Below are 23,057 nucleotides of genomic sequence, written 5' to 3' on the forward strand. Positions count from 1 at the left end.
TTGATGCCTGAAACCCTGCCAGGGGGTGTCGCCACGGCGATGCCCTCGAACTTGCGACGACGCTCTCGTGGCGTCTTCGCAGGTCGCGGCGGCGCGTGGGTGATCGGTTTGTCCGTACTGGTCTCGCTCCTGTCGCTGTTGCCGATTGCCTTCGTCATCGGCGTGTCGATTCAAACGGGCTGGGCGGCCATCGTGCCGCTGGTCTTTCGGCCTCGTGTCGCTGAATTACTGATCAACACCGTGTTGCTGGTGGTGATCACCATTCCGTTGTGCGTGATGTTGGGCCTGGCGCTGGCCTGGCTGACAGAGCGCACCAATCTGCCGGGTCGACGCGGATGGTCACTGCTGGCCACCGCACCGCTGGCCGTGCCGGCCTTTGTGCACAGCTATGCGTGGGTGAGTCTGGTGCCACCGATTCACGGGTTGTTTGCCGGCGTGCTGGTCTCGGTCATCGCCTACTTCCCGTTCCTGTACCTGCCGATTGCCGCCACCCTGCGCCGGCTCGACCCGGCCATCGAAGACGTTGGCGAATCAATGGGGCTCAAACCCTGGGCGGTGTTCTTTCGTTTGGTGCTGCCACAGCTGCGCCTGGCCATTTGCGGCGGAGCGTTGTTGGTGGGCCTGCATTTGCTCGCCGAATATGGCCTGTACGCGATGATCCGCTTCGACACCTTCACCACCGCGATCTTCGACCAATTCAAATCCACCTTCAACGGCCCTGCCGCCAACATGCTGGCCAGTGTGCTGGCGCTGTGTTGCCTGGCGATGCTGACCGCCGAATCCTCTGCTCGCGGCACGGCGCGTTACGCCCGGGTCGGGTCAGGAAGCGCGCGCACGCAGCGGGTTGTCCGCCTGGGCTCGCGAGACATCGCGCTCGGCCTGCTCCTGCAAGGCATCACCTGCGCACTGGCGCTGGGTGTGCCGTTGATCACGCTGGGCAAGTGGCTGATTGCGGGTGGCACGGAGGTCTGGCAACTGGATGACCTGATGCCAGCGCTGCAACAGACGTTGCTGTTAGGCGCTGCGGGTGCGGTCCTCACCACCTGCGCCGCGATCCCGATTGCCTGGCTGTCGATTCGCTCGCCGGGCCGGCTGCAACGGCTTCTGGAAAGCTGCAACTACATCACCAGCTCGTTGCCGGGGATTGTCGTTGCGTTGGCCCTGGTCACGATCACCGTCCATTTCGCCCGGCCGATTTACCAGACCACCATCACCGTGTTGCTGGCGTATCTGCTGATGTTCTTGCCCCGGGCCCTGGTGAGTTTGCGGGCCGGTATTGCCCAGGCACCGGTGGAGCTGGAAAACATCGCGCGCAGCCTCGGCCGCTCGCCCGGTCGGGCCTTGTGGCTGATTACCCTGCGCCTCGCCGCGCCTGGGGCCGCCGCAGGCGCTGCACTGGTGTTTCTGGCGATCACCAACGAGCTCACCGCCACCCTGCTGCTGGCGCCCAACGGCACGCGCACCCTGGCCACCGGCTTCTGGGCCCTGACCAGCGAAATCGACTATGCCGCCGCCGCACCTTATGCCCTGTTGATGATCCTGCTGTCGCTTCCACTGACCGGACTTCTTTATCACCAATCCAAACGAACGGCTGGCCGATGAACGCACTTGAACTGCATGCCATTTCCAAGTCTTACGGCGACCATCAGGCGCTGGAGAGCATCAACCTGTCGGTGCCCGCCGGTAGCCGGACGGTGATTGTCGGGCCGTCCGGTTCAGGCAAGACCACGCTGTTGCGGATGATCGCCGGCTTCGAATTCCCGGACACCGGCCGTCTTTCACTCAATGGCCAGACACTCGTCGACGAAACCCACGAGGTGCCGGCGCATCAGCGTTTGATTGGTTACGTCCCGCAGGACGGCGCCCTGTTCCCGCACATGACCGTGGCCGCCAATATCGGCTTCGGGCTTACGAGCAAGGGCAGCGAAAAAAGCGAGCGTATCGCCGAGCTGATGGACAGCGTGGCCCTGGACGCAAACATGGCCAATCGTTGGCCCCATGAACTCTCCGGCGGCCAGCAACAGCGTGTGGCGCTGGCACGGGCATTGGCGCAACAGCCGCGCCTGATGCTGCTGGACGAGCCATTTTCCGCCCTCGATACCGGCCTGCGCGGCGCCATGCGCAAAATGGTCGCCCGGCTGCTGTCCGATGCCGGTGTCACCACCATCCTCGTCACCCATGACCAGAGCGAAGCGCTGTCGTTTGCCGACCAATTGGCGGTGATGCGCGACGGTCGGCTGGTGCAGTCAGGCCATCCCCTGGATCTTTACCGCTACCCCGACGACGAACAAACCGCGCTATTTCTCGGCGATGCGGTGGTCATGCCGGCCCGAATCGAAGCCGGCTGGGCGCATTGCGACCTCGGCCGGATACCGGTGAACAACCACCGCAACAACAGTGCCGCGCAGATCATGCTGCGCCCCGAACAACTGCAACTGGTCAGCGCCCAGCCCAGTCCCTCCGAGGCTGCCGGCTGCCGTGCGGTGGTCACCGACCGGGATTTCAGCGGCAACACTTGCACATTGACCGTGGAGCTAGAGGCAACGACTGCCGGTGAACAGGCAGGACGGTCATTAACGGTGCGCAGCTCGGGCATGTATGCGCCCCCTGCCGGCAGCGCGGTCCACGTCTCGACCATCGGCCATGCCCACGTGTTCAGCGACGCCTGACGGTGGTGGGTCAAAGATCAAAGCGATCCACTGCGCGACGCCGCTCGTTGTCGTCGCGCACATCGTAGTTGGCGGTGGTCTGGATGTTGCTGTGATGCGCCAGTTTCTGCGCGATCGACAAATCGTGTTCTTCGATCACGCGGGTGATGAAGGAACGGCGAAAATCATGCGGCATGATCTTGACCCCGACTTCAGCACCGCGCTGGCGCGCAATGTAATAAATCGCATGTTTGGTCACGCGCTCGCGGGTGATATGGCTGCCACGGCGGATGCGGTTGAATAGAAAGGGGTCGTCCACCTCGCCTTCCTTGAGCTGTGATCGACGGAACGCCAGCCAGGCTTCCAGCTTGGCGAAGGCCCAGGCCGGCGCGTACTTGATCAGTTGCTTGTTGCCCTTGGCGGTGACCCGCAGGCTGCGCTCGGAAAAATCGACTTGTGACAGGTCGAGGTTCACCGACTCGGACTTGCGCATCCCCGAACCGTACAAAATCCCGATGATCGCCGCGTCCCGCAACCCTTGTGGGCGTGGATCGGCGGCACACACCGCCATCAACTCCTGGATCAACGTGCGTCGCAAGTTGCGCCCTTGGGACAATCGGGTGCCGGCAATGCCTTTGACCGAGCGCATTTTCAGCAGGTGTTCCTGGCTGATCAGGCTCATGCGCCACGCCTCATTCATCACCCCGCGGACCGCGTTCACGTACAACGAAGAGGTGTTCGGCGCATAGCCGTCCTCGCGCAACGCCGCGACCAGCGCAATGACATCTTCTGGCTGTAGCTGATGCCAGGGAATTTCCTCGATGTTCATGTCTTCGAAGCCCAACCGGTCGGCGGCATCCTGCAAAACATAACGCATGGTCAGCTGGCTGGAGGGCGCGAGCCGGGCCAGGTACACCGTCAACGGGTTGGTCTTTGAAGCAACAGGAGGGGTAACAGGTAAGTCAGTCAAACGAAACGGCCTTGAGTTAAAACACTGCAGTAAAACAACTAAGGATTGAAATATCCCTCATCTAAAGCGGAGACTTCCGTAGGGCTTTTCTTCTAAAAAACGCGATGAGCGGCAGGAGTCTGAACAGTGCCTGTATGACTCTCAGATAAACGAATTGCCGACCGGGTTTTCATGTTCCTTTCACGAAATTGCGCATACCCTCAATGAGTCGCGGCTGTCCCTCACAGGGCCCCAACGTGCCGACTGGAACAGGAAAAGTCAATTGATGCGGTTTGTCACACTTTTCGTGTAACTGATTGAAGCAGCATATTTTTTATCGACTACGCTTGCCTTGGATCCAATACACCCAGTATCAATGTTCGTCCAATTCAAGCCCGAGGTGCCCATGAGTCAGGCGTTTCTCCCCTTCTCCCGCCCAAGTATCGGCGATGAAGAAATTGCGGCCGTCGAGCAAGTATTGCGCTCCGGCTGGATCACCACCGGGCCAAAAAACCAGCAACTGGAAGAGCAGTTCGCCAACTATGTCGGATGCCGCCACGCCGTCGCACTTTCTTCGGCCACCGGTGGCATGCACATCACCTTGCTGGCCTTGGGCATTGGTCCGGGCGACGAAGTCATTACCCCGTCCCAAACGTGGGTGTCCACCGCCAACATGATCTGCCTGCTGGGTGCGACGCCGGTGTTCGTCGATGTTGACCGCGACACCCTGATGAGCGATCTGGCAAGCATCGAAGCGGCCATCACTCCGCGTACCAAAGCCATCATTCCGGTGCACTACGCTGGCGCCGCCTTTGATCTCGACCCGCTGTATGCGCTGGCCGACAAACACGGCATTCCTGTTATCGAAGACGCCGCCCACGCCGCCGGCACGTTCTACAAGGGTCGTCATGTCGGCTCCAAGGGCACGGCCATCTTTTCGTTCCACGCCATCAAGAACATGACCTGCGCTGAAGGCGCGATGTTTGTCAGCGACGATGAAGCGCTGGCCAACCGCGTGCGCATGCTCAAGTTCCATGGTCTCGGCGTCGACGCCTACGACCGCATGACCCACGGCCGCAAGCCGCAGGCGCAAGTGATGGAGCCGGGTTTCAAATACAACCTGGCCGACATCAATGCCGCCATCGCCCTGGTGCAACTGGAGCGTCTGGACGAGATCAACGCCAAGCGCACCGAACTGGCTCGCCTGTACCAGCAACGCCTGGAAGGCTGCGCCGTACAACCGCTGGCGTTACCGACCTACCCGCAGCAACACGCCTGGCACCTGTTCATCCTGCGCATCGATGCCGAGCGTTGCGGGCTGGACCGTGAAGCGTTCATGAAGGGCTTGCAGGAGCAGAACATCGGCACCGGTATCCACTTTATCGCCACGCATTTGCACACGTATTATCGTCAGCGGTACCCGAACATTTACTTGCCCAACACCGAATGGAATTCGGCGCGGCTGTGTTCGATTCCCTTGTTCCCGGACATGACTACCGATGATGTCAATCGTGTGGTCGATGCCATTGAAAACGTTATGGACAGATCTCAGTGAAACCTTACCCAATCCGTTGCGTGTCGGTTGTTATCCCGGTCTTCAACGAGCAAGACAGCCTGCCCGAGTTGCTGCGGCGTACCGAAGCAGCCTGTGCGCAGTTGCACCATGAATACGAAATCGTGCTGGTGGATGACGGCAGTCGCGACAACTCGGCGCAAATCCTCGAAGAGGCTGCCAGTCGCGAAGGCAGCCCGGTGGTCGCGGTCATTCTGAACCGCAACTATGGCCAGCATGCGGCAATCATGGCCGGTTTCGAACATTGCAAAGGTGATGTCGTCATCACGCTCGATGCCGACCTGCAAAACCCGCCTGAAGAGATTCCGCGCCTGGTGGCCCAGGCCGAACTCGGTTATGACGTGGTCGCCACCGTGCGCAATAACCGTCAGGACTCGGCCCTGCGCCGCTGGCCGTCGAAACTGATCAATATGGCCGTGCAGCGCTCGACCGGTGTTGCCATGAGCGATTACGGCTGCATGCTCCGCGCTTATCGCCGGACCATCGTCGACGCGATGCTGGCCTGCCGCGAACGCAGCACCTTCATCCCGATCCTGGCCAACAGTTTTGCCAGGCACACCACGGAAATCCTGGTGATGCACGCTGAGCGCGAACACGGCGAATCCAAGTACAGCCCCATGCGCCTGGTCAACCTGATGTTCGACCTGATCACCTGCATGACCACCACGCCGTTGCGCCTGCTGAGCATTGTCGGCTTCGCCATGGCCGGTCTGGGCGTGCTGTTCGCCATGACCTTGATTTTCTTGCGCCTGGTGTTCGGCGCCGAATGGGCCGGCGACGGTTCGTTCGTGCTGTTCGCCGTGCTCTTCGTCTTCACGGGTGGGCAATTCATCGGCATGGGCCTGCTGGGCGAGTACCTGGGGCGCATGTACAGCGACGTCCGCGCCCGCCCGCGTTTCTTTGTCGAAAAAGTCTTGCGTAGCCAACCCGCCGCACCCGCTCCCGTTGTCACTGTTGACGGCCTCACTTCCACTTCAGATCAGGTTCTCTCATGAGCGCAAAAGCTGTTGTCTTCGCCTACCACGATATTGGCTGTGCCGGTATCGAATCCCTGCTCGCGTCCGGCTTTGAAATTGCCGCCGTGTTCACTCATGCCGATGACCCGAAAGAAAACGCGTTCTATGGTTCCGTTGCGCAGTTGTGTGCCCAAAAAGGCATCCCGGTGCATGCGCCGGAAGATGCCAACCACCCGCTGTGGATCGAGCGCATCGCCAAACTCAACCCTGATTTCCTGTTCTCGTTCTACTACCGCAACCTGTTGACCGAGCCACTGCTGGCCACCGCCCGCAAAGGCGCGTTCAACCTGCACGGCTCGTTGCTGCCACACTACCGTGGCCGCGCGCCGGCCAACTGGGTGCTGGTGAACGGCGAAACCGAAACCGGCGTGACCCTGCACCGCATGGTCAAGCGCGCCGACGCCGGCGCGATCATCGCCCAGCAAAAAGTTGCCATTGAGCGCAGCGACACCGCGCTGAGCCTGCACGGTAAATTGCGTGTGGCCGCTGTCGACCTGTTGCGCGACACCCTGCCCGCCTTGCTGCAGGGCAAAGTCACCGAAACCGCTCAGGACGAATCCAAAGCCACGGTATTTGGTCGCCGCACCGCCGCCGACGGCAAGCTGCTCTGGAAGAAGCCGGCGGAAGAACTGTTCAACCTGGTTCGCGCGGTTACCCAGCCGTATCCGGGCGCATTCTGCGACGTGGGCGAGCACAAGCTGATTGTGTGGAGTGCCGAAGTTGCCAAGGGCAACGAAGGTCTGGCGCCGGGCCGTGTGATCAGCGTCGATCCACTGCGTATCGCGTGTGGCGAAGACTCGCTGGTGATCACCGCCGGCCAGCGCAATGACAACGGTCTGTACCTGAGCGGCCCGCAACTGGCCAACGAATTGGGTCTGGTCGACGGTTCCGTCCTGCGCGGTGCTGAATCCGGGCGCAAGCCACGTCGCACCCGCGTGCTGATCCTTGGCGTCAACGGCTTCATCGGCAATCACTTGTCCGAGCGCCTGCTGCGCGATGACCAGTACGAAGTCTACGGCCTGGACATCGGTTCGGACGCCATCGACCGCCTGCGCAGCCACCCGAACTTTCACTTCGTCGAAGGCGATATCAGCATTCACTCCGAGTGGATCGAGTATCACATCAAGAAGTGCGACGTGATCCTGCCACTGGTAGCGATTGCCACCCCGATCGAATACACCCGTAACCCGCTGCGCGTGTTCGAACTGGACTTCGAAGAGAACCTGAAACTGGTTCGTTACTGCGTCAAATACAACAAGCGCGTGATCTTCCCGTCGACTTCCGAAGTCTATGGCATGTGCCAGGACCAGAACTTCGACGAAGACACCTCCAACCTGATCGTCGGCCCGATCAACAAGCAGCGCTGGATCTACTCGATCTCCAAGCAATTGCTCGACCGCGTCATCTGGGCCTACGGCCAGAAAGGCCTGAACTTCACCCTGTTCCGTCCTTTCAACTGGATGGGCCCACGCCTGGACCGTCTGGACTCGGCACGTATCGGCAGCTCCCGGGCCATTACCCAGCTGATCCTGAACCTGGTGGAAGGCACGCCGATTCGCCTGTTCGATGGCGGCGAGCAAAAGCGTTGCTTCACTGACATCGCGGACGGCGTAGAAGCCCTGGCGCGGATCATCGACAACGAAAACGACGCCTGCAACGGTCAGATCATCAACATCGGCAACCCTGAGAACGAAGCGAGCATTCGCCAGTTGGGCGAAGAACTGCTGCGTCAGTTCGAAGCTCACCCGTTGCGCGACAACTTCCCGCCGTTCGCCGGTTTCCGCGACGTAGAAAGCAAAGCCTTCTACGGCACCGGCTACCAGGACGTGTCCCACCGCAAACCAAGCATCGCCAACGCCAAACGTCTGCTGGACTGGACGCCAACCGTGGAGATGAGCGAGACCATCGGCAACACGCTGGACTTCTTCCTGCGTGAAGCCATGCTCGAAATCGCGGACAAGCGTTGATGCAGGCAGGCCTTCGAATCGATGTCGACACCTACCGAGGCACCCGTGAGGGGGTGCCCCGGCTGCTGGAAATCCTCGACGAAGCGCAGGTCAAGGCGACGTTCTTCTTCAGCGTCGGGCCGGACAACATGGGGCGCCACTTGTGGCGCCTGATCCGCCCGCAATTCCTCTGGAAAATGCTCCGTTCCAATGCCGCCGGGCTGTACGGCTGGGACATTTTGCTGGCCGGCACTGCCTGGCCAGGCAAGCCGATCGGTCGGGACCTGGGGCATTTGATGCGCCAGGCTCAGGCTGCCGGGCATGAAGTCGGCCTGCACGCCTGGGATCACCACGGCTGGCAGGCCAATGCCGGACGCTGGAGCGACGCGCAACTGATCGAGCAAATCCGCCAGGGCGTCGACACGCTCAGCGACATCCTCGGCAACAAGGTCGACTGTTCGGCCGCCGCCGGTTGGCGCGCAGACGAGCGCGTGATCGAAGCAAAAGAGGCGTTCGGCTTTCGCTACAACAGCGACTGCCGGGGCCAGAGCCTGTTTCAGCCGACGCTGGCAAACGGTGGTTCAGGTGCGCCGCAGATTCCGGTGGACCTGCCGACCTTCGATGAGGTGGTGGGCCCGACGGTCGCTGCCGAGGATTTCAACGCTTACATTCTTGAGCGCTTCACCCCCGAAAAACTCAACGTCTACACCATTCATGCAGAAGTAGAAGGGATTCTGATGGCCAACGATTTCCGTCAGCTGCTGGCCGATGCACGCCAGCGTGACATTCATTTCCAGCCCTTGGGCGATCTGCTGCCCGACGCCCCCAACACCTTGCCCGCAGGACGTGTCGTACGCGGCGTCCTTGAAGGTCGCGAAGGCTGGTTGGGAGTGCAAGGCGCATGAGCAAACGCTGGGCATTACCCTTGCTGCTGGTTCTTTTTGTCTTGGGTTACCTGCTGCCACTGGGCACCCATGGTTTATGGATCCCGGACGAAACCCGCTACGCGCAAATCAGTCAGCACATGCTCCTGAGCGGCGACTGGGTGTCGCCGCATTTCATGAGCGTGCGCTATTTCGAGAAACCGGCGGCGGGTTACTGGATGATCGCCGTCAGCCAGGCGCTGTTTGGTCAGAACCTGTTTGGCGTGCGGTTTGCCTCGGCGCTGAGCATGGGCCTGAGCGTGTTGCTGTGCTTCCTGATCGCCCGCCGATTGTGGAACGATCCACGCAAGAGCTTTGCCTGCGCGCTGCTGTACATGAGTTTCAGCGTCATCGCCGGTCAGGCTGGTTATGCCAACCTTGATCCGCAATTCACCTTATGGGTCAACCTGAGTCTGGTGGCGTTGTGGTTTGCGCTGGACAGCGTCGGCCGCCGGCAAAAAATCATCAGTTGGGCACTGCTCGGCCTGGCCTGCGGCATGGGTTTCATGACCAAGGGTTTCCTCGCCTGGTTGCTGCCGGTTCTGGTCGCCCTGCCTTACATGATCTGGCAGAAGCGCTGGAAAGAACTGCTGGTCTATGGCCCCGTAGCGATTGTCGTGGCCATCGCGGTGAGCCTGCCTTGGGTGCTGGCGGTGCATGCGGAAGAGCCCGATTACTGGCGGTTCTTCTTCTGGCACGAGCACATTCAGCGCTTTGCCGGTGAGGACGCCCAGCATGAAGAGCCGTTCTGGTTCTACCTGCCGTTGCTGGTTGCCTTCAGCTTTCCGTGGGCGGCGTTATTGCCGTCGGCACTGAAGCAGGCCTGGCAAACCCGGCGCCAGTCCAGCATCGGCTTCCTGCTGCTGTGGATGGTGATGCCGCTGGTATTTTTCAGCATCAGCAAAGGCAAATTACCCAGTTACATCCTGCCGTGCCTGCTGCCCTTGGCCTTGTTGCTGGGTCACACGCTGGCCGACCGACTGAAGCTGGAACAGGGACGAGTGCTGGGGATCAACGGTTTGCTCAACCTGGCACTGGGCCTGATTACCCTGATCGCCCTGGTCTACCTGCAACTGAAAAAGCCGCTGTACGACCATGAACTGCACAACCTGGTGCTGGTGTTCATCGGTTTGATGGGCTGGATCATGGCCAATCTGCTGCAAGCCTTCAGGCCCTTGCAATGCTGGGCTGCACCGGCGTTCGGCAGCCTGCTGCTGATCGGTCTGATACCTGCCGGGCTGCCCAACTCAGTGGTCGCCAACAAGACGCCCGACCAATTCATCCTCCATCACATGGATGAACTGGCGCAGACCGGCAAATTGCTGAGCAACGATCTTGGCGCCGCATCGGCTCTGGCCTGGCGCATGAAGCACCCGGATGTGTCGTTGTACAACTCGGTAGGCGAATTGAAATATGGTCTCGCCTATCCTGACTCGGCACAGCAACTGGTCACTGTCGGCCAGGTTCAGCAGTGGATGCGCGACGCCCGCCGCAGCGGCTCCGTCGGTGTGGTCATGCGGGTCAAGGGTGAGGACGAATTGCAGGAAATCGAATTGTTGCCCAAGGACGGTAAACGCTATGAACAGGGCAACCTGGTGATTCTGATTTTCCCTCAGGAGGCACCATGAGCCTGCTACTGGTTCTGGTCGCGTGTCTGTTGACGTGCCTGGGTCAGATTGCGCAGAAATACGCCGTCGAGAGCTGGCGCGGCCAGGCTTCGGGATGGGGCGCGAAATTGCGCTCGCCCTGGCTGTGGCTGGCGCTCGCTGCGCTGGGATCGGGCTTGCTGGTCTGGCTGCTGGTGTTGCAACGCCTCGAAGTCGGCATCGCCTACCCGATGCTCAGCCTCAATTTTGTATTGGTCACCCTGATCGCCCGCTTCGTCTTCCACGAAACCATTGATCGTCAGCACTGGTTTGGCGTCGCACTGGTGATCGGTGGCGTGGTTCTGCTGGGGCAACACGCATGAGCCTGCGTCGCGGAATCACCTTCGCGATGGGCAGCGTGGTGCTGGGCAGCGCCGCGCAACTGGGCATGCGCTGGAGCATGACGCGCCTGCCCTCGCCGGAAAACTGGCTGAGCGCCAGTTTCGAATGGGTCCCGGTACTGGTCGTGCTGAGCGCGATTCTGGCCTACGCCCTTTCGATGCTCTGCTGGCTGGCCGCCCTGCGCGACTTGCCGCTGGGCCGGGCCTACTCGCTGCTGAGCATCAGCTACGCGCTGGTGTACGTGCTGGCCGCCAGCCTGCCGCTGTTTCACGAATCGTTCAGCCTTTCCAAGACCGTCGGGGTGGCATTGGTCATTCTCGGGGTCATCACTATCAACTCTCGTTCAGTCCGTGCGACCGAACTCCGGGGTGCGTCATGAAAATCAGTGTATTTGGTAGCGGTTATGTGGGCCTGGTCCAGGCAGCCGTGCTGGCTGAAGTCGGCCATGATGTGGTCTGCATGGACATCGACGAGAAAAAAGTCGCACTGCTGCAACAGGGCCACGTGAGCATTTTCGAACCAGGGCTGGCCAGCCTGGTGCGTGAAAGCCTGGAAGCCAAACGGCTGCAATTCACCACCGACGAAAAACTGGCCGTCCAGCATGGCCAGGTGCTGTTTATTGCCGTGGGCACGCCGTCCCGGGACGATGGCTCGGCGGACCTTAGTTATGTGATGTCGGTCGGTGACGCCGTGGCGCGGCATCGCGAACAACCGGTGATTCTGGTGGAGAAGTCCACGGTCCCGGTGGGCACCGGCGATGCGTTGCGCGCGCATATCGACAAATCCCTGGTGAAGATCGGCCGTGTGTTGCAGTTCGATATCGTCTCCAACCCCGAATTTCTCAAGGAAGGTTCGGCCGTCGCCGACTGCCGGCGCCCGGACCGGATCATCATTGGCTGTGAACGTGACGAAGTGCGCGAAGTGATGCGCGACCTTTATGCACCGTTCAACCGCAATCACGACCGCGTCATGTTCATGGACCTGCGCAGCGCCGAACTGACCAAGTACGCCGCCAACTGCATGCTGGCGACCAAGATCAGCTTCATCAACCAGATCGCCGAACTGGCCGAGCACTTGGGTGCCGACATCGAATCGGTGCGCCTGGGCATCGGTGCCGACTCGCGCATTGGTTACCACTTCATCTACCCCGGCTGCGGTTATGGCGGCTCGTGTTTCCCCAAAGACATGCGCGCGCTGATTCACAGCGCCCAGGAAGCGCACTGCTCCAGCGACCTGCTGCAAGCGGTAGAAGCGATCAACGAGCGCCAGAAGCACAAGTTGTTCGAACGGATCAACGCGTTCTACCGTGGCGACCTGCGCGGCAAGACCTTTGCCGTCTGGGGCCTGGCGTTCAAGCCCAACACCGATGACATGCGTGATGCGCCGAGCCGGGTCTTGCTGGAATCGCTGTGGGCCGCCGGGGCCAATGTCCGCGCGTATGATCCGGAAGCCATGCAGGAAACCCAGCGCCTGTACCCTGACGAGTCGAAACTGATGCTGATGGGCACACCGGAATCCGTGCTGTCGGGCGCCGATGCGTTGATCGTCTGCACCGAGTGGCAGCAATTCAAGGCCCCGGATTTCGACCTGATCGAACAGCGCCTGAATGCGCCGGTGATCTTCGACGGGCGCAACCTGTACGACGCCGAACGCCTTGAGCGCAGCGGTTTCAAGTACTTCCCCATGGGCCGCGGCGAGTCGCGCAACCTGCCGATCCCGCATCAACAATGGGCCGCTGATTCGGTCGTTGCCTGATCGTCATGTCACCGACTCGACAGCAGTCCCTGGGCATCGGTTTACTGGCACTGATCCTGTTCAGTGCCGGGGTTTATCAGCAGGCGGCCATCGGTTTCGATTCGCGGTTCGTGATGTTTGCCCAAGAGATGCTGCGGAACGGGCCATCGGTGTTTCCCACCACCTATGGCCAGCCTTACGCCGACTACTCGGCCGTCTCGACGCTGTTCATCTGGCTGCTGTCCTTGCCGTTCGGGCAGGTCAACAGCCTCAGCGCCTGGCTGCCGAGTGCGATGGCCGGTGCCGTAATTGTCACATTGATGTACCGCTTACTGGCGCCCTACTCCCAACGCTGGGCGCTGCTCAGCATTGCCTTGATGCTGATGACCAGCACCTTCATCACCGAAGCCCGCGCCGTGTCTCAGGACCTGATACTCGCGGCGGTCGCGTTTTCGGTGTTTTACCTGGGGTATGCCGCCGACCACTTCGCGGCACAACGCCGCTGGTGGCTGATCTTCGCCCTGCTGGTCCTCGGTTTCGGGGTGCGCGGGCCGATCGGGCTGGTGGTGCCTACCGGCATTTTGTGCAGCTACTTTTTTCTCAATCGCCAATGGCGCCACCTGTTCGGCTTCGGCCTGACAGCGGCCGCGTTGTTGGCGGTCAGCGTCGGCGCCTTGTTGTGGCTGGCCGACACCGATGGCGGGCCGGCCTTCATGCAAGACGTGGTGCGCATGCAGTTCATGGGGCGCCTGGACGGCAGCGAAGGCGCCAGCGGTGCGTTGTATTACTTCACCAGTTCGATGGGCAACTACGCGCTCGCCTATCCGCTGGCCTGGCTTGCGTTGGCGGCGATCGCGCTGACCAAACCACGCCAGGCAGGCCCGGCATGGCGCCTGTTGCAGTACTGCGTGGCGGCCGGGTTGATTGTGATGATCGGGTTGTCGATCCCGCAGGCGAAGAAGGCCCGCTATCTACTGCCGATGTTGCCGATGGCGGCGATTGTTGCGGCATACCCGTTTCAGGTCACGCAAGGTCGGTTGTTTGCCGCGCTACGCGGGTTGATGCAGGGGGTATGGCTGCTGATCCCGATACTCATGATCGTTGGCTTGGTGGTCGCTCAGCGCCGGTTTCCCGAGCAACTGACGTCGATTCGCTCGATTGTGATCCTGCTCGGCGTGTTGCAGGCCATCGCGCTTGCCACGCTGTTCAAGGCTCGTTGGCGTGCAGAGACACTGGCTTTTTGCGCGGTGCTGGCGGTGTGGTCGGTGTACATGAGCGTGTTCGAACCGGTTGAGCGTCGGCTCTATGACACCCGCACTTTCAGCCTCGCCGTCTATGAACAGGTCCAGAAAGCGCCGGCGCCGCTGGTGTTGCACGGGATGGGCAAAGATGCCAAGGCAATCAAGTTCATGATCAACATCCCGCATGACTTGCAACCGCTGTTTACTGACTCTGTTGCGGAACTGCAAAGTCTCTCCGGGCCTGCGTGGTTGATGATGGACCTGAACGCTTACGACGCCTTGCAGGGCACTGCGCTGGGTAACTTGCAGCCAGTGTTGAGTGGGCGATTCGACAAGAATGATTTCGTGCTGCTGCATAAACAAACCCCGTAGGGCGACGCACAGGAAGTTGCTGTTAGCCGACCCTGTCTGTTTCACGCGGGGGCCTTCAAATCGACCCCCAACGCCTGCGCAAACGCCTTGACCAGCGGACTGCGTACGGTGTTGTGGCGCAGGATCAGATTGAACGGCGTGACGATGTTGATCAGGTCCGGACGCACCGCACGAAGCTGCCCCTGAGCCACCAGGGACGCCGCGTAATGCTGCGGCAGGAACCCGACAAAACGCCCGGTCTTGATCAACAGCGCCACGGCTTCCACCTGGGTGGCGGACGCCGAGAAACTGTCGTAGTGAGCGAAGTTCAGCTTGTCCCGATGAATTGCGTAGCGATGGTTGATGCACTCATGATGCCTGAGCACATCGCTGCCCATTTCGGCGTCCGGCGTCGAAAACAACGGGTGACCGACAGCGCAATACACTTCCGAGCGTTCTTCATACAGCGGGTAATAATCGAACTCCTCTCTTTTTTGATACACCGGCACAATTCCCGCCACTAATCGCCCCTCGACTACACCCCTTTCCACCTCATCCAGTTGAGAGGCCTGAAGTTGAAACCTTACTTTCGGTGACTCTTCGTTAATTCGTCTAATCGCTGCAACTAACGGTGAATTAGCATCGGAAATCGTATTATCAATAACCCCCACACCAAGGTCGCCAATCAGTTCGTTCTGCGCTGAACTAAGTCGATCTCGAAAGTTATCGACCGAGGCAAACAAGTCGATCGATGCCTGATACACCAAGCGGCCTTCTTCGGTCAGATGAAAGCCTTCTCGACCCCGGGTACACAGGCGCATGCCGATGCGGATTTCCAGGTCGGAGATCTGTTTGCTGATGGCCGCCAGCCCCACATTCAGCTCGTTTTGCGCCGCACTGAAGCCCCCGGCCTCGACCACGGCCTTGAATACTTTGAGCAATTTGAAGTCCAGCCCACTGAGGGCCAGCGGTGCCCGTTGCAGCGGTTTTGGCGGCGGGTTTCCGGAACTGGAAAGTGGGGTTTCCATAATGCTTATTTACCTCTGGCGCCGTATTCAACAACCTGTGTCCAACAACAAAAATACTGCCGGTAAATAATAATGACCACAGAAAACCAGGCTTGGCAACCGCCAATAATTTCCGTACTTCAGTGCCAACTCACTGATGTCCAACGACTAAAAGCTGACACTTCGATCAGCTCTCGTGACTTCGCAACTGCGCTTATCCCCTGCCCTTGAATGATTGATTAGCCCGAACCTCGTCCGAATGACTTTCGACGCGTGTTCCGGGCCCGGCATACCGATTTCAGTTCGCTTTACCGACGAGGAAAACAACAATGTCTCAAACCACCGACCGTCTCTGGGGTGCTCGCTTCAAAAGCGGCCCGTCCGAAGCCCTGGCGGCCCTGTCCCGTTGCCCCGAGCGCTACTTTCGTCTGACCCCGTACGACCTCGCCGGCTCCAAGGCGCATGCCCGTGAACTGCAACGCGCCGGGCTGCTGACCGAGCAAGAAACCCTGACCATGCTCGACGCACTGGTGCGCATCGGTGATGACTTCCGCGCCGGCCGCATTGCCCCGACGCTGGACGACGAAGACGTCCACACCTTCATCGAGCGCCTGCTGACCGAACGCCTCGGCGCCTTGGGCGGCAAGCTGCGCGCCGGCCGTTCACGTAACGACCAGACCGCCAACGACCTGCGCCTGTTCCTGCGTGATCACGTCCGCACCCTGGCCGTCGAAGTGCTGGCCTTGCAACAGGCCCTGGTCGATCAGGCCGAGCAACACATCGAAAGCATCTGCCCGGGCTTCACCCACCTGCAGCAGGCGCAACCCATCGTCTTCGCACACCACTTGCTGGCCCACTCGCAATCGATGCTGCGTGACGTGCAACGCCTGGTGGATTGGGACATACGCACCTCGCTGTCGCCACTCGGTGCCGCGGCAATGGCCGGTTCTGCCATCGCGCGCCTGCCGCAACAGTCGGCCAAGGAAATGGGCTACAGCGGCGTCTGCGAAAACTCCATCGACGCCGTCGCCAGCCGCGATCACGTCGCCGAATTCCTGTTTATTGCGAGCATGCTCGGGATCAACATTTCCCGCCTCGCCGAGGAATTCTGTCTGTGGTCGTCGCGGCAGTTTCGCTGGGTCGCACTGGACGATGCCTACGCCACCGGCAGCTCGATCATGCCGCAGAAGAAAAACCCGGACATCGCCGAACTGGCCCGGGGCAAGGCGGGTCGCCTGATCGGCAACCTGACCGGTCTGCTTTCCACGCTGAAATCCCTGCCGCTGTCGTACAACCGCGACTTGAGCGAAGACAAGAACGGCGTGCTCGACAGCGTCGACACCTTGCTGCTGGTGCTGCCGGCCATGGCCGGGATGGTCGCGACCATGAAGGTCAACGTTGAAGAGCTGCGGCGTCAGGCACCCCTGGGCTTCACCCTCGCCACCGAAGTCGCCGACTGGCTGGCCATGCGCGGCGTGCCGTTCAAGGAAGCGCATGAGATTACCGGCGCACTGGTCCAGGCCTGCGAGAAACATGACATCGAATTGTGGGAAGCCTCGCCGGCCCTGCTGGCCGAGATCGACCCGCGCCTGACGCCCGAAGTGCGTGACAGCCTGACCCTGGAAGCCGCCATCGCCGCCCGCAGTGGTTGGGGCGGCACCGCGCCGCAACAGGTGCGCGAGCAGATCGGCCGCCTGAAAGCTGCCCTCACTGCGCAACACGCGTGGACCGAGAACTATCAGGGTTTCCGGCTCTGAAGCAGTACGCAAATCCTGTGGGAGCGGGCTTGCTCGCGAAGGGGCCGTGTCAGTCGCCATTTATGTTGAATGACACACCGCATTCGCGAGCAAGCCCGCTCCCACAGGGGATTGTGGTTGGCCTGAATTACCCAGTGTACGGAGAAACATCATGAGCCAGACCCAGGCAGAACGACTCCAGGCGGAGCGCAAACTGGCGGAAAACCAGTTCGACATCACCCAATACCACCATGTGCCACGGCGTTACTACGGGCGGATTTTCTTCGCCAGCGTCATCGTCATCGCCCTTCTCGGTCTGGTGCGAGCCTTCGCCGAAGGCAAGATCGAATGGTCGTACATCGGCCAGTTCCTGACCTCCCAGGCGATCATGTGGGGCTTGCTCAACACCATCGTCATGGCTGTGCTGGCGATGGCGCTGGGCATTATTTTCGGGGTGATCACCGCGATCATGCGCATGTCGGCCAACCCGATCCTGCGCTACGTGGCAGTGACCTACACCTGGCTGTTTCGCGGCACGCCGCTGATCCTGCAATTGCTGCTGTGGTTCAACCTGGCGCTGATTTTCCCCACCATCGGCATCCCCGGCCTGTTCGAAATGGACACCGTGAGCCTGATGACGCCATTTGTGGCCGCCCTGCTCGGCTTGAGCATCAACCAGGGTGCCTACACCGCCGAAGTTGTCCGTGCCGGCCTACTGTCGGTGGACACCGGCCAGTACGAAGCGGCCAAGTCGATCGGCATGCCGCGCCTGCAAGCGCTGCGCCGGATCATCCTGCCGCAGGCCATGCGGATCATCATTCCACCGGTTGGCAACGAGTTCATCGGCATGGTGAAAATGACCTCGCTGGCGAGCGTCATCCAGTACTCGGAACTGCTCTACAACGCCCAGAACATCTACTACGCCAACGCCCGCGTGATGGAGCTGCTGATCGTCGCCGGTATCTGGTACCTGGCCACGGTCACCGTGCTGTCCTTTGGTCAAAGCCGCCTGGAGCGTCGTTTCGCTCGCGGCGCCGGCAAGCGTTCTTGAGGAGCCCCACATGAGAAGCATCGTCAAGGCCGTGAGCCTGAACAAATATTACGACCAGTACCACGCGCTCAAGGACATCAACATCGAAGTCGAGCAAGGCGAAGTGCTGTGCATCATCGGCCCGTCCGGTTCCGGCAAAAGCACCTTGCTGCGCTGCGTCAACCAGCTGGAAAAAATCGACAAGGGCGGCCTGTGGGTCGATGGCGAACTGGTCGGTTACCGCGTCGTCGGCAATAAACTGCATGAGCTCAACGAGTCGCAGATCGCCCGTCAACGCCTGTCCACCGGCATGGTGTTCCAGCGTTTCAACCTGTTTCCGCACATGACTGTGCTGCAAAACATCATCGAAGGGCCGTGCCAGGTGCTCAAGCGTTCGCCCAAGGAGGCGCACGAAGAAGCGGTGGAACTGCTCGCTCGCGTCGGCCTGGCCGACAAGCGCAACAGCTACCCGATCGAGCTGTCGGGTGGTCAGCAACAACGCGTGGCCATCGCCCGCGCCCTGGCCATGCGGCCCAAGTTGATGCTGTTCGATGAACCCACTTCGGCACTCGACCCGGAACTGGTCGGTGAGGTGCTGTCGGTGATGCGCGATCTGGCGCAATCCGGCATGACCATGATCGTCGTCACCCATGAACTGGGCTTCGCTCGCGAAGTATCCAACCGCATGGTGTTCATGGACGGCGGGCAGATCGTGGAGGCAGGAAGCCCCGAAGAAATACTAATAAGCCCGCAAAACCCTCGCACCCAAAGCTTCATTTCTGCCGTTCGAACCTAAGCGTCCTTTGGCGCTCACAACACTCATAAGAGAACGACCATGAAGAACATAGTAATTCCAGCAGTACTCGCAAGCGTTATGGCCTCAGGCTTCGCCATGGCAGCCGAATTGCCGGCCAGCATCAAGGCCAAGGGCGAGATCGTGGTAGCGATCATGCCCAACTACCCGCCGATGGATTTCAAGGACCCGGCGACCAACACCCTCACCGGCCTCGACTATGACCTGGGCAATGCCCTGGCCGAGCGTCTGGGCGTGAAGATCAAATGGCAGGAAACCGGTTTCGAACAGATGATCAACGCCCTGACCACCGCCCGCGTGGACATGGTGTTGTCGGGCATGACCGACACCGCCGAGCGTCAAGCCAGTGTGACGTTCGTTGACTACTTCACCAGCGGTCCGCAGTTCTACACCCTGCAGAAGAACAAGGACTTCAACGAGATCATCGACCTGTGCGGCAAGAAAGTCGGCACCAGCCGCCGCACCACCTTCCCGGCGGAAATCGCCGAGTGGAGCAAAGCCAACTGCGAGGCCGCCGGCAAGCCTGCGATCAACGTGATCGGCACCGAAGGTTCGGCCGATGCCCGTGCGCAACTGCGCCAGAGCCGTATCGACGCGGCGATGCAGGGCAGCGAGACCCTGCCTTACCTCAAGACCCAGGAAAAGGACATGTACAAGACGGTGGGCCTGCCGATCTCCTCGCAGTTCACCGGCCTTGGCGTGAGCAAGAAAAAGCCTGAGCTGAGTCAAGCGGTGAAGGTCGCGTTGCAGAGCATGATCGATGACGGCAGCTACCAGACCATCCTGAAGAAATGGGACCTGGAACTGGGCGCGATCAAGACAGTGACCATCAACGCCGGCAAGTAAGGACCAGTACATTACCCATTGTGGGAGCGAGCCTGCTCGCGATAGCGGAGTATCAGTCAACGGTGATGTTGAATGTGACGGCCACTTCGCGAGCAGGCTTGCTCCCACAGGAATTGAGTAGTGCCTATATATTATTGGAGTGCCACTGATGTCCTCCTCGCTGCAACCCACCTGGCCCGACCAGCACAAAGCCTGTCTCGCCCTGGCCTTCGACCTCGACGGCCCGACCGGCGATGCCATGCTCAACGGCTCGATCTGGCACAAGCCCGAGTACTTCGGTTTCGGCGGTTACGGCCCTTACCGGGCGTTGCCGCGGATTCTCGACTTGCTGGACGCGTTCAGGATCCCGACGACATTCTTCGTCCCGGCCTGGGTCGTGGAGAACTGGCCGAAACAATGCCAGGCGATTGTCGAGCGCGGGCATGAGGTGGCGTACCACGGCTACAAACACGAATCCTTTTACGCCCTGACGCTGGACCAGCAAAAGGACGTGATGAAGAAATCCCGCGAGGTGTTCTGGAAATACTTGGCGATCCGCGCCGAAGGCTTCCGCACCCCGTCCGGCGATTGGCGCGCCGAGACCCCGGCGATGCTGGTTGAAGCCGGCGTGACCTATTCCAGCAGCATGCGCGGCGATGACCGGCCGTACCTGGTCAAGGTGCCCGGCCACGACACGCCACTGGTGGAAATCCCCGGCCGCTGGGAAATGGACGACTACGCCTCCCTCGCCTATACCCGCGCCCCGGACTTCCCCTCGGGCCTCGACCGCACCGCCAGCTACGCGCTGACCCTCGACAACTGGTGTCGCGAGTACGACGGCGCGATGAACGAAGGCCTGTGCCTGACCACCCTGTTCCACCCCAAGATCACCGGCAAACCGGGACGCATCCTGTTGCTGGAAAAACTCTTCGAGCACATGCGCCAGCGCGATGACGTGTGGTTCGCCACCTGCCGCGACGTCGCCCAGTGGTGGCTGAAGGAGCATCACCATGGCTGATTCCAACGTCTGGCCCCAAGGCAAGCGCTGCGCCGTCGTGTTGACCGTTGATTACAACGACATCCACGGCATTCTGACCCAGGCGCCTGAAGTGGCCGGGCGCGACAAAACGCTGTCCGTCTGGCGCTACGGCAGCCAACGCGGGGTCGAACGCTTGTTGGGTTTGTTCAAGGAACTGGGGGTGCCCAGCAGTTGGTGCATCCCCGGCATCGTCGCCGAGGAAAACCCCGAACACATCCACGCGATTCAGGCCGGTGGACATGAGATCGCCTGTTCAGGCTATCGCCATCAGAACTACGACACCCTCGATCTCGCCCAACAAAGCGCCGAAATTGCCAAGGGTTGCGCAGCGCTGGCCGCGCTGACCGGCCAGCGTCCGACAGGGTTTCGTATCCCGGCCGGCAACGGCGCGCCGGGTTTTATCGAGGCCTTGAGGGACCATGGCATTCGCTGGTCCTCGTCGTGGCGTGGCGATGACTTGCCGTTCAAGCATCCGGCTGCACCTGACGTCGTCGAGTTGCCGCTGCACTATGAACTGGAAGACGAGCCGTATTTTGCCTTCAACCTCAGCCCTGCCGTGCCTCCGGCGCAATCGCGGATCGCGTCTTACAGCCACACCCTGGGCAACCTGCAAATGGACTTCGCCGGGTTCCACCGGTTTGGCCTGTGCTACGTGTTGCGCCTGCACCCGGAAATAATCGCCACGCCGGGGCGCATCGGGGTCCTGCGCGAATTGCTTGAGGGCATTCAGCAACACAAAGACGTGTGGATCGCCACGGCCGCTGACGTCGCGCAGTGGTGGGCAGATTCGGCGCAGCCTGTGACCGAGGATCACCCGGCCTCAGTTTATGAGCGCCATTATCGGGACTACCTGGTATGACCGAACGCATGCAGCGACTGGCGCAGTTTTGCGTCGACACTCGCTACGAAGACTTGCCCCCGACACTGGTGGCGCAAGCCAAGCGGCACATCCTCGACACCTTCGGCGCGACGTTGGCCGGTGCTGTCAGTGACGTGGCGAAACAGGCGCAACAGGTGTTCGCGGGTGAAACCGGTGAAACGTTGGTCTGGGGCACCGGATTGCGGGTCGGGGCCATTCAGGCGGCCATGCTCAACGGAGTCGCCGCCCATGCGCTGGAACTGGACGACACCGGTGGCTGCGACCATTCCGGCGCGGTGGTCCTTCCGGCGGTCATGGCAGCGGTATCGATGTCGCCCACGCCAGTCAGCGGCCGCGAACTGATAACCGCCGTGGTCATCGGCTACGAAGTCGGCCGCCGCGTGCTCGAAGCCTGCGGCGGTTACTCGGCGCACAACGGCGCGGGCTGGCACTCCACCGCCACCTGCGGTGTATTCGCCGCCGCCGCGGCGAGCGCTCGGATCTTGCGCCTCGATTTTCAACAAACGTTATCGGCGCTGGGCATCGCCGGCAGTTTCAGTGGTGGGTTATGGGCATTTATCCACGACGGTTCGCACAGCAAGAAACTGCACAGCGGTCGGGCCGCAGAGGGTGGATTGCTGGCCGCGCGGTTTGCGCAACAGGGCATCAGCGGGCCGACAAAGTTGTTTGATGATGTCTGGGGCGGGTTTCTGAAAACCCTTGCTGGCGTGACGTCGCAACCCGAAGCGCTGGACGCCGAGCTGGGCGTGGTGTGGAAACTTTCCCGCTGCTCGATCAAGCCTTACGCCTCGTGCCGGGGCACGCACTCGGCCATCGACGCATTAGGGCTGTTGCTGGATCAATTGCAGGTCGATGTCGATCAAGTCGAAGACATTCATGTTTCGCTGTGCGGGTTTCTTCAAGGCATGTGTGGCGACCAGGAAGTCAGCACACTGGCGGCGGCGCAAATGAGTTTGCCGTATGCCTTGGCGGCACGGTTGGTTCATGGTCATTGTCGCCTGCAGGCGTATGACGATGCACAACGCCGCGATCCGCGTATCGCGCACTGGATGTCGCGCATTCGTCTTGAAGTGGACCCGCAACTGTCAGAGGATGGCGAGCCGGTTGTCAGCCTGCGCACCGTGGACGGTCGGCAGGCGCGCCTGTGTGTCGAGGTGCCGCTGGGGGCGCCGGGGAATCCGTTGAGTGATGCGGCGCTGGAGCAGAAGTTTTTCAGCCTGTCTGGGCGGGTGATGTCGCAGGAACGGGCGGTGCAATTGCTTGGGCAGTTGTGGCGGCTGGATGAGATGGAATCGGTTCGTTTGCTGGATCGGAGGCTGGTTTGATCTGGGTGTTGAATCGGCTGACGCCATCGCGA

The 23,057-nt window shown here is 60.9% G+C and carries 20 protein-coding genes; 18 read left to right on the top strand and 2 right to left on the bottom strand.

Features of this window, described 5'->3' with window-relative positions:
* Positions 1-3: 3 nt before the first annotated feature.
* The gene (locus tag BK660_RS01015; RefSeq protein ID WP_123431683.1) at positions 4-1,602 is read left to right on the top strand and encodes an ABC transporter permease; all 1,599 of its coding nucleotides are present in this window, start codon (positions 4-6) and stop codon (positions 1,600-1,602) included.
* A complete protein-coding gene (locus tag BK660_RS01020) occupies positions 1,599-2,669 on the top strand; it encodes an ABC transporter ATP-binding protein (RefSeq protein WP_123431684.1) in 1,071 nt (356 codons plus the stop codon). The genes BK660_RS01015 and BK660_RS01020 overlap by 4 nt, the downstream gene beginning before the upstream one ends.
* A 10-nt stretch (positions 2,670-2,679) precedes the next feature.
* Here BK660_RS01020 and BK660_RS01025 read toward each other — a convergent pair whose 3' ends face one another.
* Positions 2,680-3,618, bottom strand: coding sequence for a site-specific integrase (locus BK660_RS01025; RefSeq protein ID WP_311202900.1), 939 nt, complete (start codon positions 3,616-3,618; stop codon positions 2,680-2,682).
* A gap of 385 nt (positions 3,619-4,003) precedes the next feature.
* Between BK660_RS01025 and arnB the strand changes: the two genes are divergently transcribed.
* Genes arnB through BK660_RS01070 form a run of 9 tightly spaced genes read left to right on the top strand, consistent with a single transcriptional unit; the run spans position 4,004 to position 14,390 of the window.
* Positions 4,004-5,152 carry a UDP-4-amino-4-deoxy-L-arabinose aminotransferase gene (gene arnB, locus BK660_RS01030; RefSeq protein WP_123432513.1) on the top strand — a complete coding sequence of 383 codons (1,149 nt, stop codon included), beginning with the start codon at positions 4,004-4,006 and terminating at the stop codon, positions 5,150-5,152.
* Positions 5,149-6,165 (top strand): undecaprenyl-phosphate 4-deoxy-4-formamido-L-arabinose transferase, encoded by a 1,017-nt coding sequence (gene arnC / locus BK660_RS01035; protein WP_123431686.1) that lies wholly within the window; start codon positions 5,149-5,151, stop codon positions 6,163-6,165. The genes arnB and arnC overlap by 4 nt, the downstream gene beginning before the upstream one ends.
* Positions 6,162-8,153 carry a bifunctional UDP-4-amino-4-deoxy-L-arabinose formyltransferase/UDP-glucuronic acid oxidase ArnA gene (arnA, locus tag BK660_RS01040; protein ID WP_123431687.1) on the top strand — a complete coding sequence of 664 codons (1,992 nt, stop codon included), beginning with the start codon at positions 6,162-6,164 and terminating at the stop codon, positions 8,151-8,153. The genes arnC and arnA overlap by 4 nt, the downstream gene beginning before the upstream one ends.
* The gene (gene arnD, locus BK660_RS01045) at positions 8,153-9,037 is read left to right on the top strand and encodes a 4-deoxy-4-formamido-L-arabinose-phosphoundecaprenol deformylase (protein WP_123431688.1); all 885 of its coding nucleotides are present in this window, start codon (positions 8,153-8,155) and stop codon (positions 9,035-9,037) included. The genes arnA and arnD overlap by 1 nt, the downstream gene beginning before the upstream one ends.
* Positions 9,034-10,683, top strand: coding sequence for a lipid IV(A) 4-amino-4-deoxy-L-arabinosyltransferase (arnT, locus tag BK660_RS01050; RefSeq protein WP_123431689.1), 1,650 nt, complete (start codon positions 9,034-9,036; stop codon positions 10,681-10,683). Before arnD ends, arnT begins: the two co-directional genes overlap by 4 nt.
* Entirely contained in the window at positions 10,680-11,024 is a 345-nt protein-coding gene (gene arnE / locus BK660_RS01055) for a 4-amino-4-deoxy-L-arabinose-phosphoundecaprenol flippase subunit ArnE (RefSeq protein WP_027923061.1), read from the top strand. The genes arnT and arnE overlap by 4 nt, the downstream gene beginning before the upstream one ends.
* On the top strand, positions 11,021-11,422 hold the full coding sequence (arnF, locus tag BK660_RS01060) for a 4-amino-4-deoxy-L-arabinose-phosphoundecaprenol flippase subunit ArnF (protein WP_123431690.1): 402 nt from the start codon (positions 11,021-11,023) through the stop codon (positions 11,420-11,422). The genes arnE and arnF overlap by 4 nt, the downstream gene beginning before the upstream one ends.
* Entirely contained in the window at positions 11,419-12,798 is a 1,380-nt protein-coding gene (locus BK660_RS01065) for a UDP-glucose dehydrogenase family protein (RefSeq protein ID WP_123431691.1), read from the top strand. The genes arnF and BK660_RS01065 overlap by 4 nt, the downstream gene beginning before the upstream one ends.
* 5 nt (positions 12,799-12,803) lie before the next feature.
* Positions 12,804-14,390, top strand: a complete 1,587-nt coding sequence (locus BK660_RS01070; RefSeq protein WP_123431692.1) for an ArnT family glycosyltransferase — start codon at positions 12,804-12,806, stop codon at positions 14,388-14,390.
* 41 nt (positions 14,391-14,431) lie between these two features.
* Here BK660_RS01070 and BK660_RS01075 read toward each other — a convergent pair whose 3' ends face one another.
* Positions 14,432-15,397, bottom strand: coding sequence for a LysR family transcriptional regulator (locus tag BK660_RS01075; RefSeq protein ID WP_123431693.1), 966 nt, complete (start codon positions 15,395-15,397; stop codon positions 14,432-14,434).
* Positions 15,398-15,705: 308 nt separating this feature from the next.
* Here BK660_RS01075 and argH point away from each other — a divergent pair, with 308 nt between their 5' ends.
* From argH to BK660_RS01115, 7 genes are all read left to right on the top strand, one after another.
* Positions 15,706-17,133, top strand: coding sequence for an argininosuccinate lyase (gene argH, locus BK660_RS01080; RefSeq protein ID WP_123431694.1), 1,428 nt, complete (start codon positions 15,706-15,708; stop codon positions 17,131-17,133).
* A gap of 151 nt (positions 17,134-17,284) precedes the next feature.
* Positions 17,285-18,163 (top strand): amino acid ABC transporter permease, encoded by an 879-nt coding sequence (locus BK660_RS01090; RefSeq protein ID WP_123431696.1) that lies wholly within the window; start codon positions 17,285-17,287, stop codon positions 18,161-18,163.
* Between the two features lie 10 nt (positions 18,164-18,173).
* Positions 18,174-18,938 carry an amino acid ABC transporter ATP-binding protein gene (locus BK660_RS01095; RefSeq protein ID WP_123431697.1) on the top strand — a complete coding sequence of 255 codons (765 nt, stop codon included), beginning with the start codon at positions 18,174-18,176 and terminating at the stop codon, positions 18,936-18,938.
* Between the two features lie 39 nt (positions 18,939-18,977).
* On the top strand, positions 18,978-19,802 hold the full coding sequence (locus tag BK660_RS01100; protein WP_123431698.1) for an ABC transporter substrate-binding protein: 825 nt from the start codon (positions 18,978-18,980) through the stop codon (positions 19,800-19,802).
* Positions 19,803-19,950: 148 nt separating this feature from the next.
* Positions 19,951-20,799, top strand: coding sequence for a polysaccharide deacetylase family protein (locus tag BK660_RS01105; RefSeq protein WP_123431699.1), 849 nt, complete (start codon positions 19,951-19,953; stop codon positions 20,797-20,799).
* Positions 20,792-21,679, top strand: a complete 888-nt coding sequence (locus BK660_RS01110; RefSeq protein WP_123431700.1) for a polysaccharide deacetylase family protein — start codon at positions 20,792-20,794, stop codon at positions 21,677-21,679. The genes BK660_RS01105 and BK660_RS01110 overlap by 8 nt, the downstream gene beginning before the upstream one ends.
* Complete coding sequence (locus tag BK660_RS01115) at positions 21,676-23,025, top strand: MmgE/PrpD family protein (protein ID WP_123431701.1); 1,350 nt, start codon at positions 21,676-21,678, stop codon at positions 23,023-23,025. The genes BK660_RS01110 and BK660_RS01115 overlap by 4 nt, the downstream gene beginning before the upstream one ends.
* Positions 23,026-23,057 lie beyond the last annotated feature (32 nt).

Origin of the sequence: Pseudomonas brassicacearum (assembly GCF_003732265.1) — a bacterium.
Lineage (GTDB): Bacteria > Pseudomonadota > Gammaproteobacteria > Pseudomonadales > Pseudomonadaceae > Aquipseudomonas > Aquipseudomonas brassicacearum_D.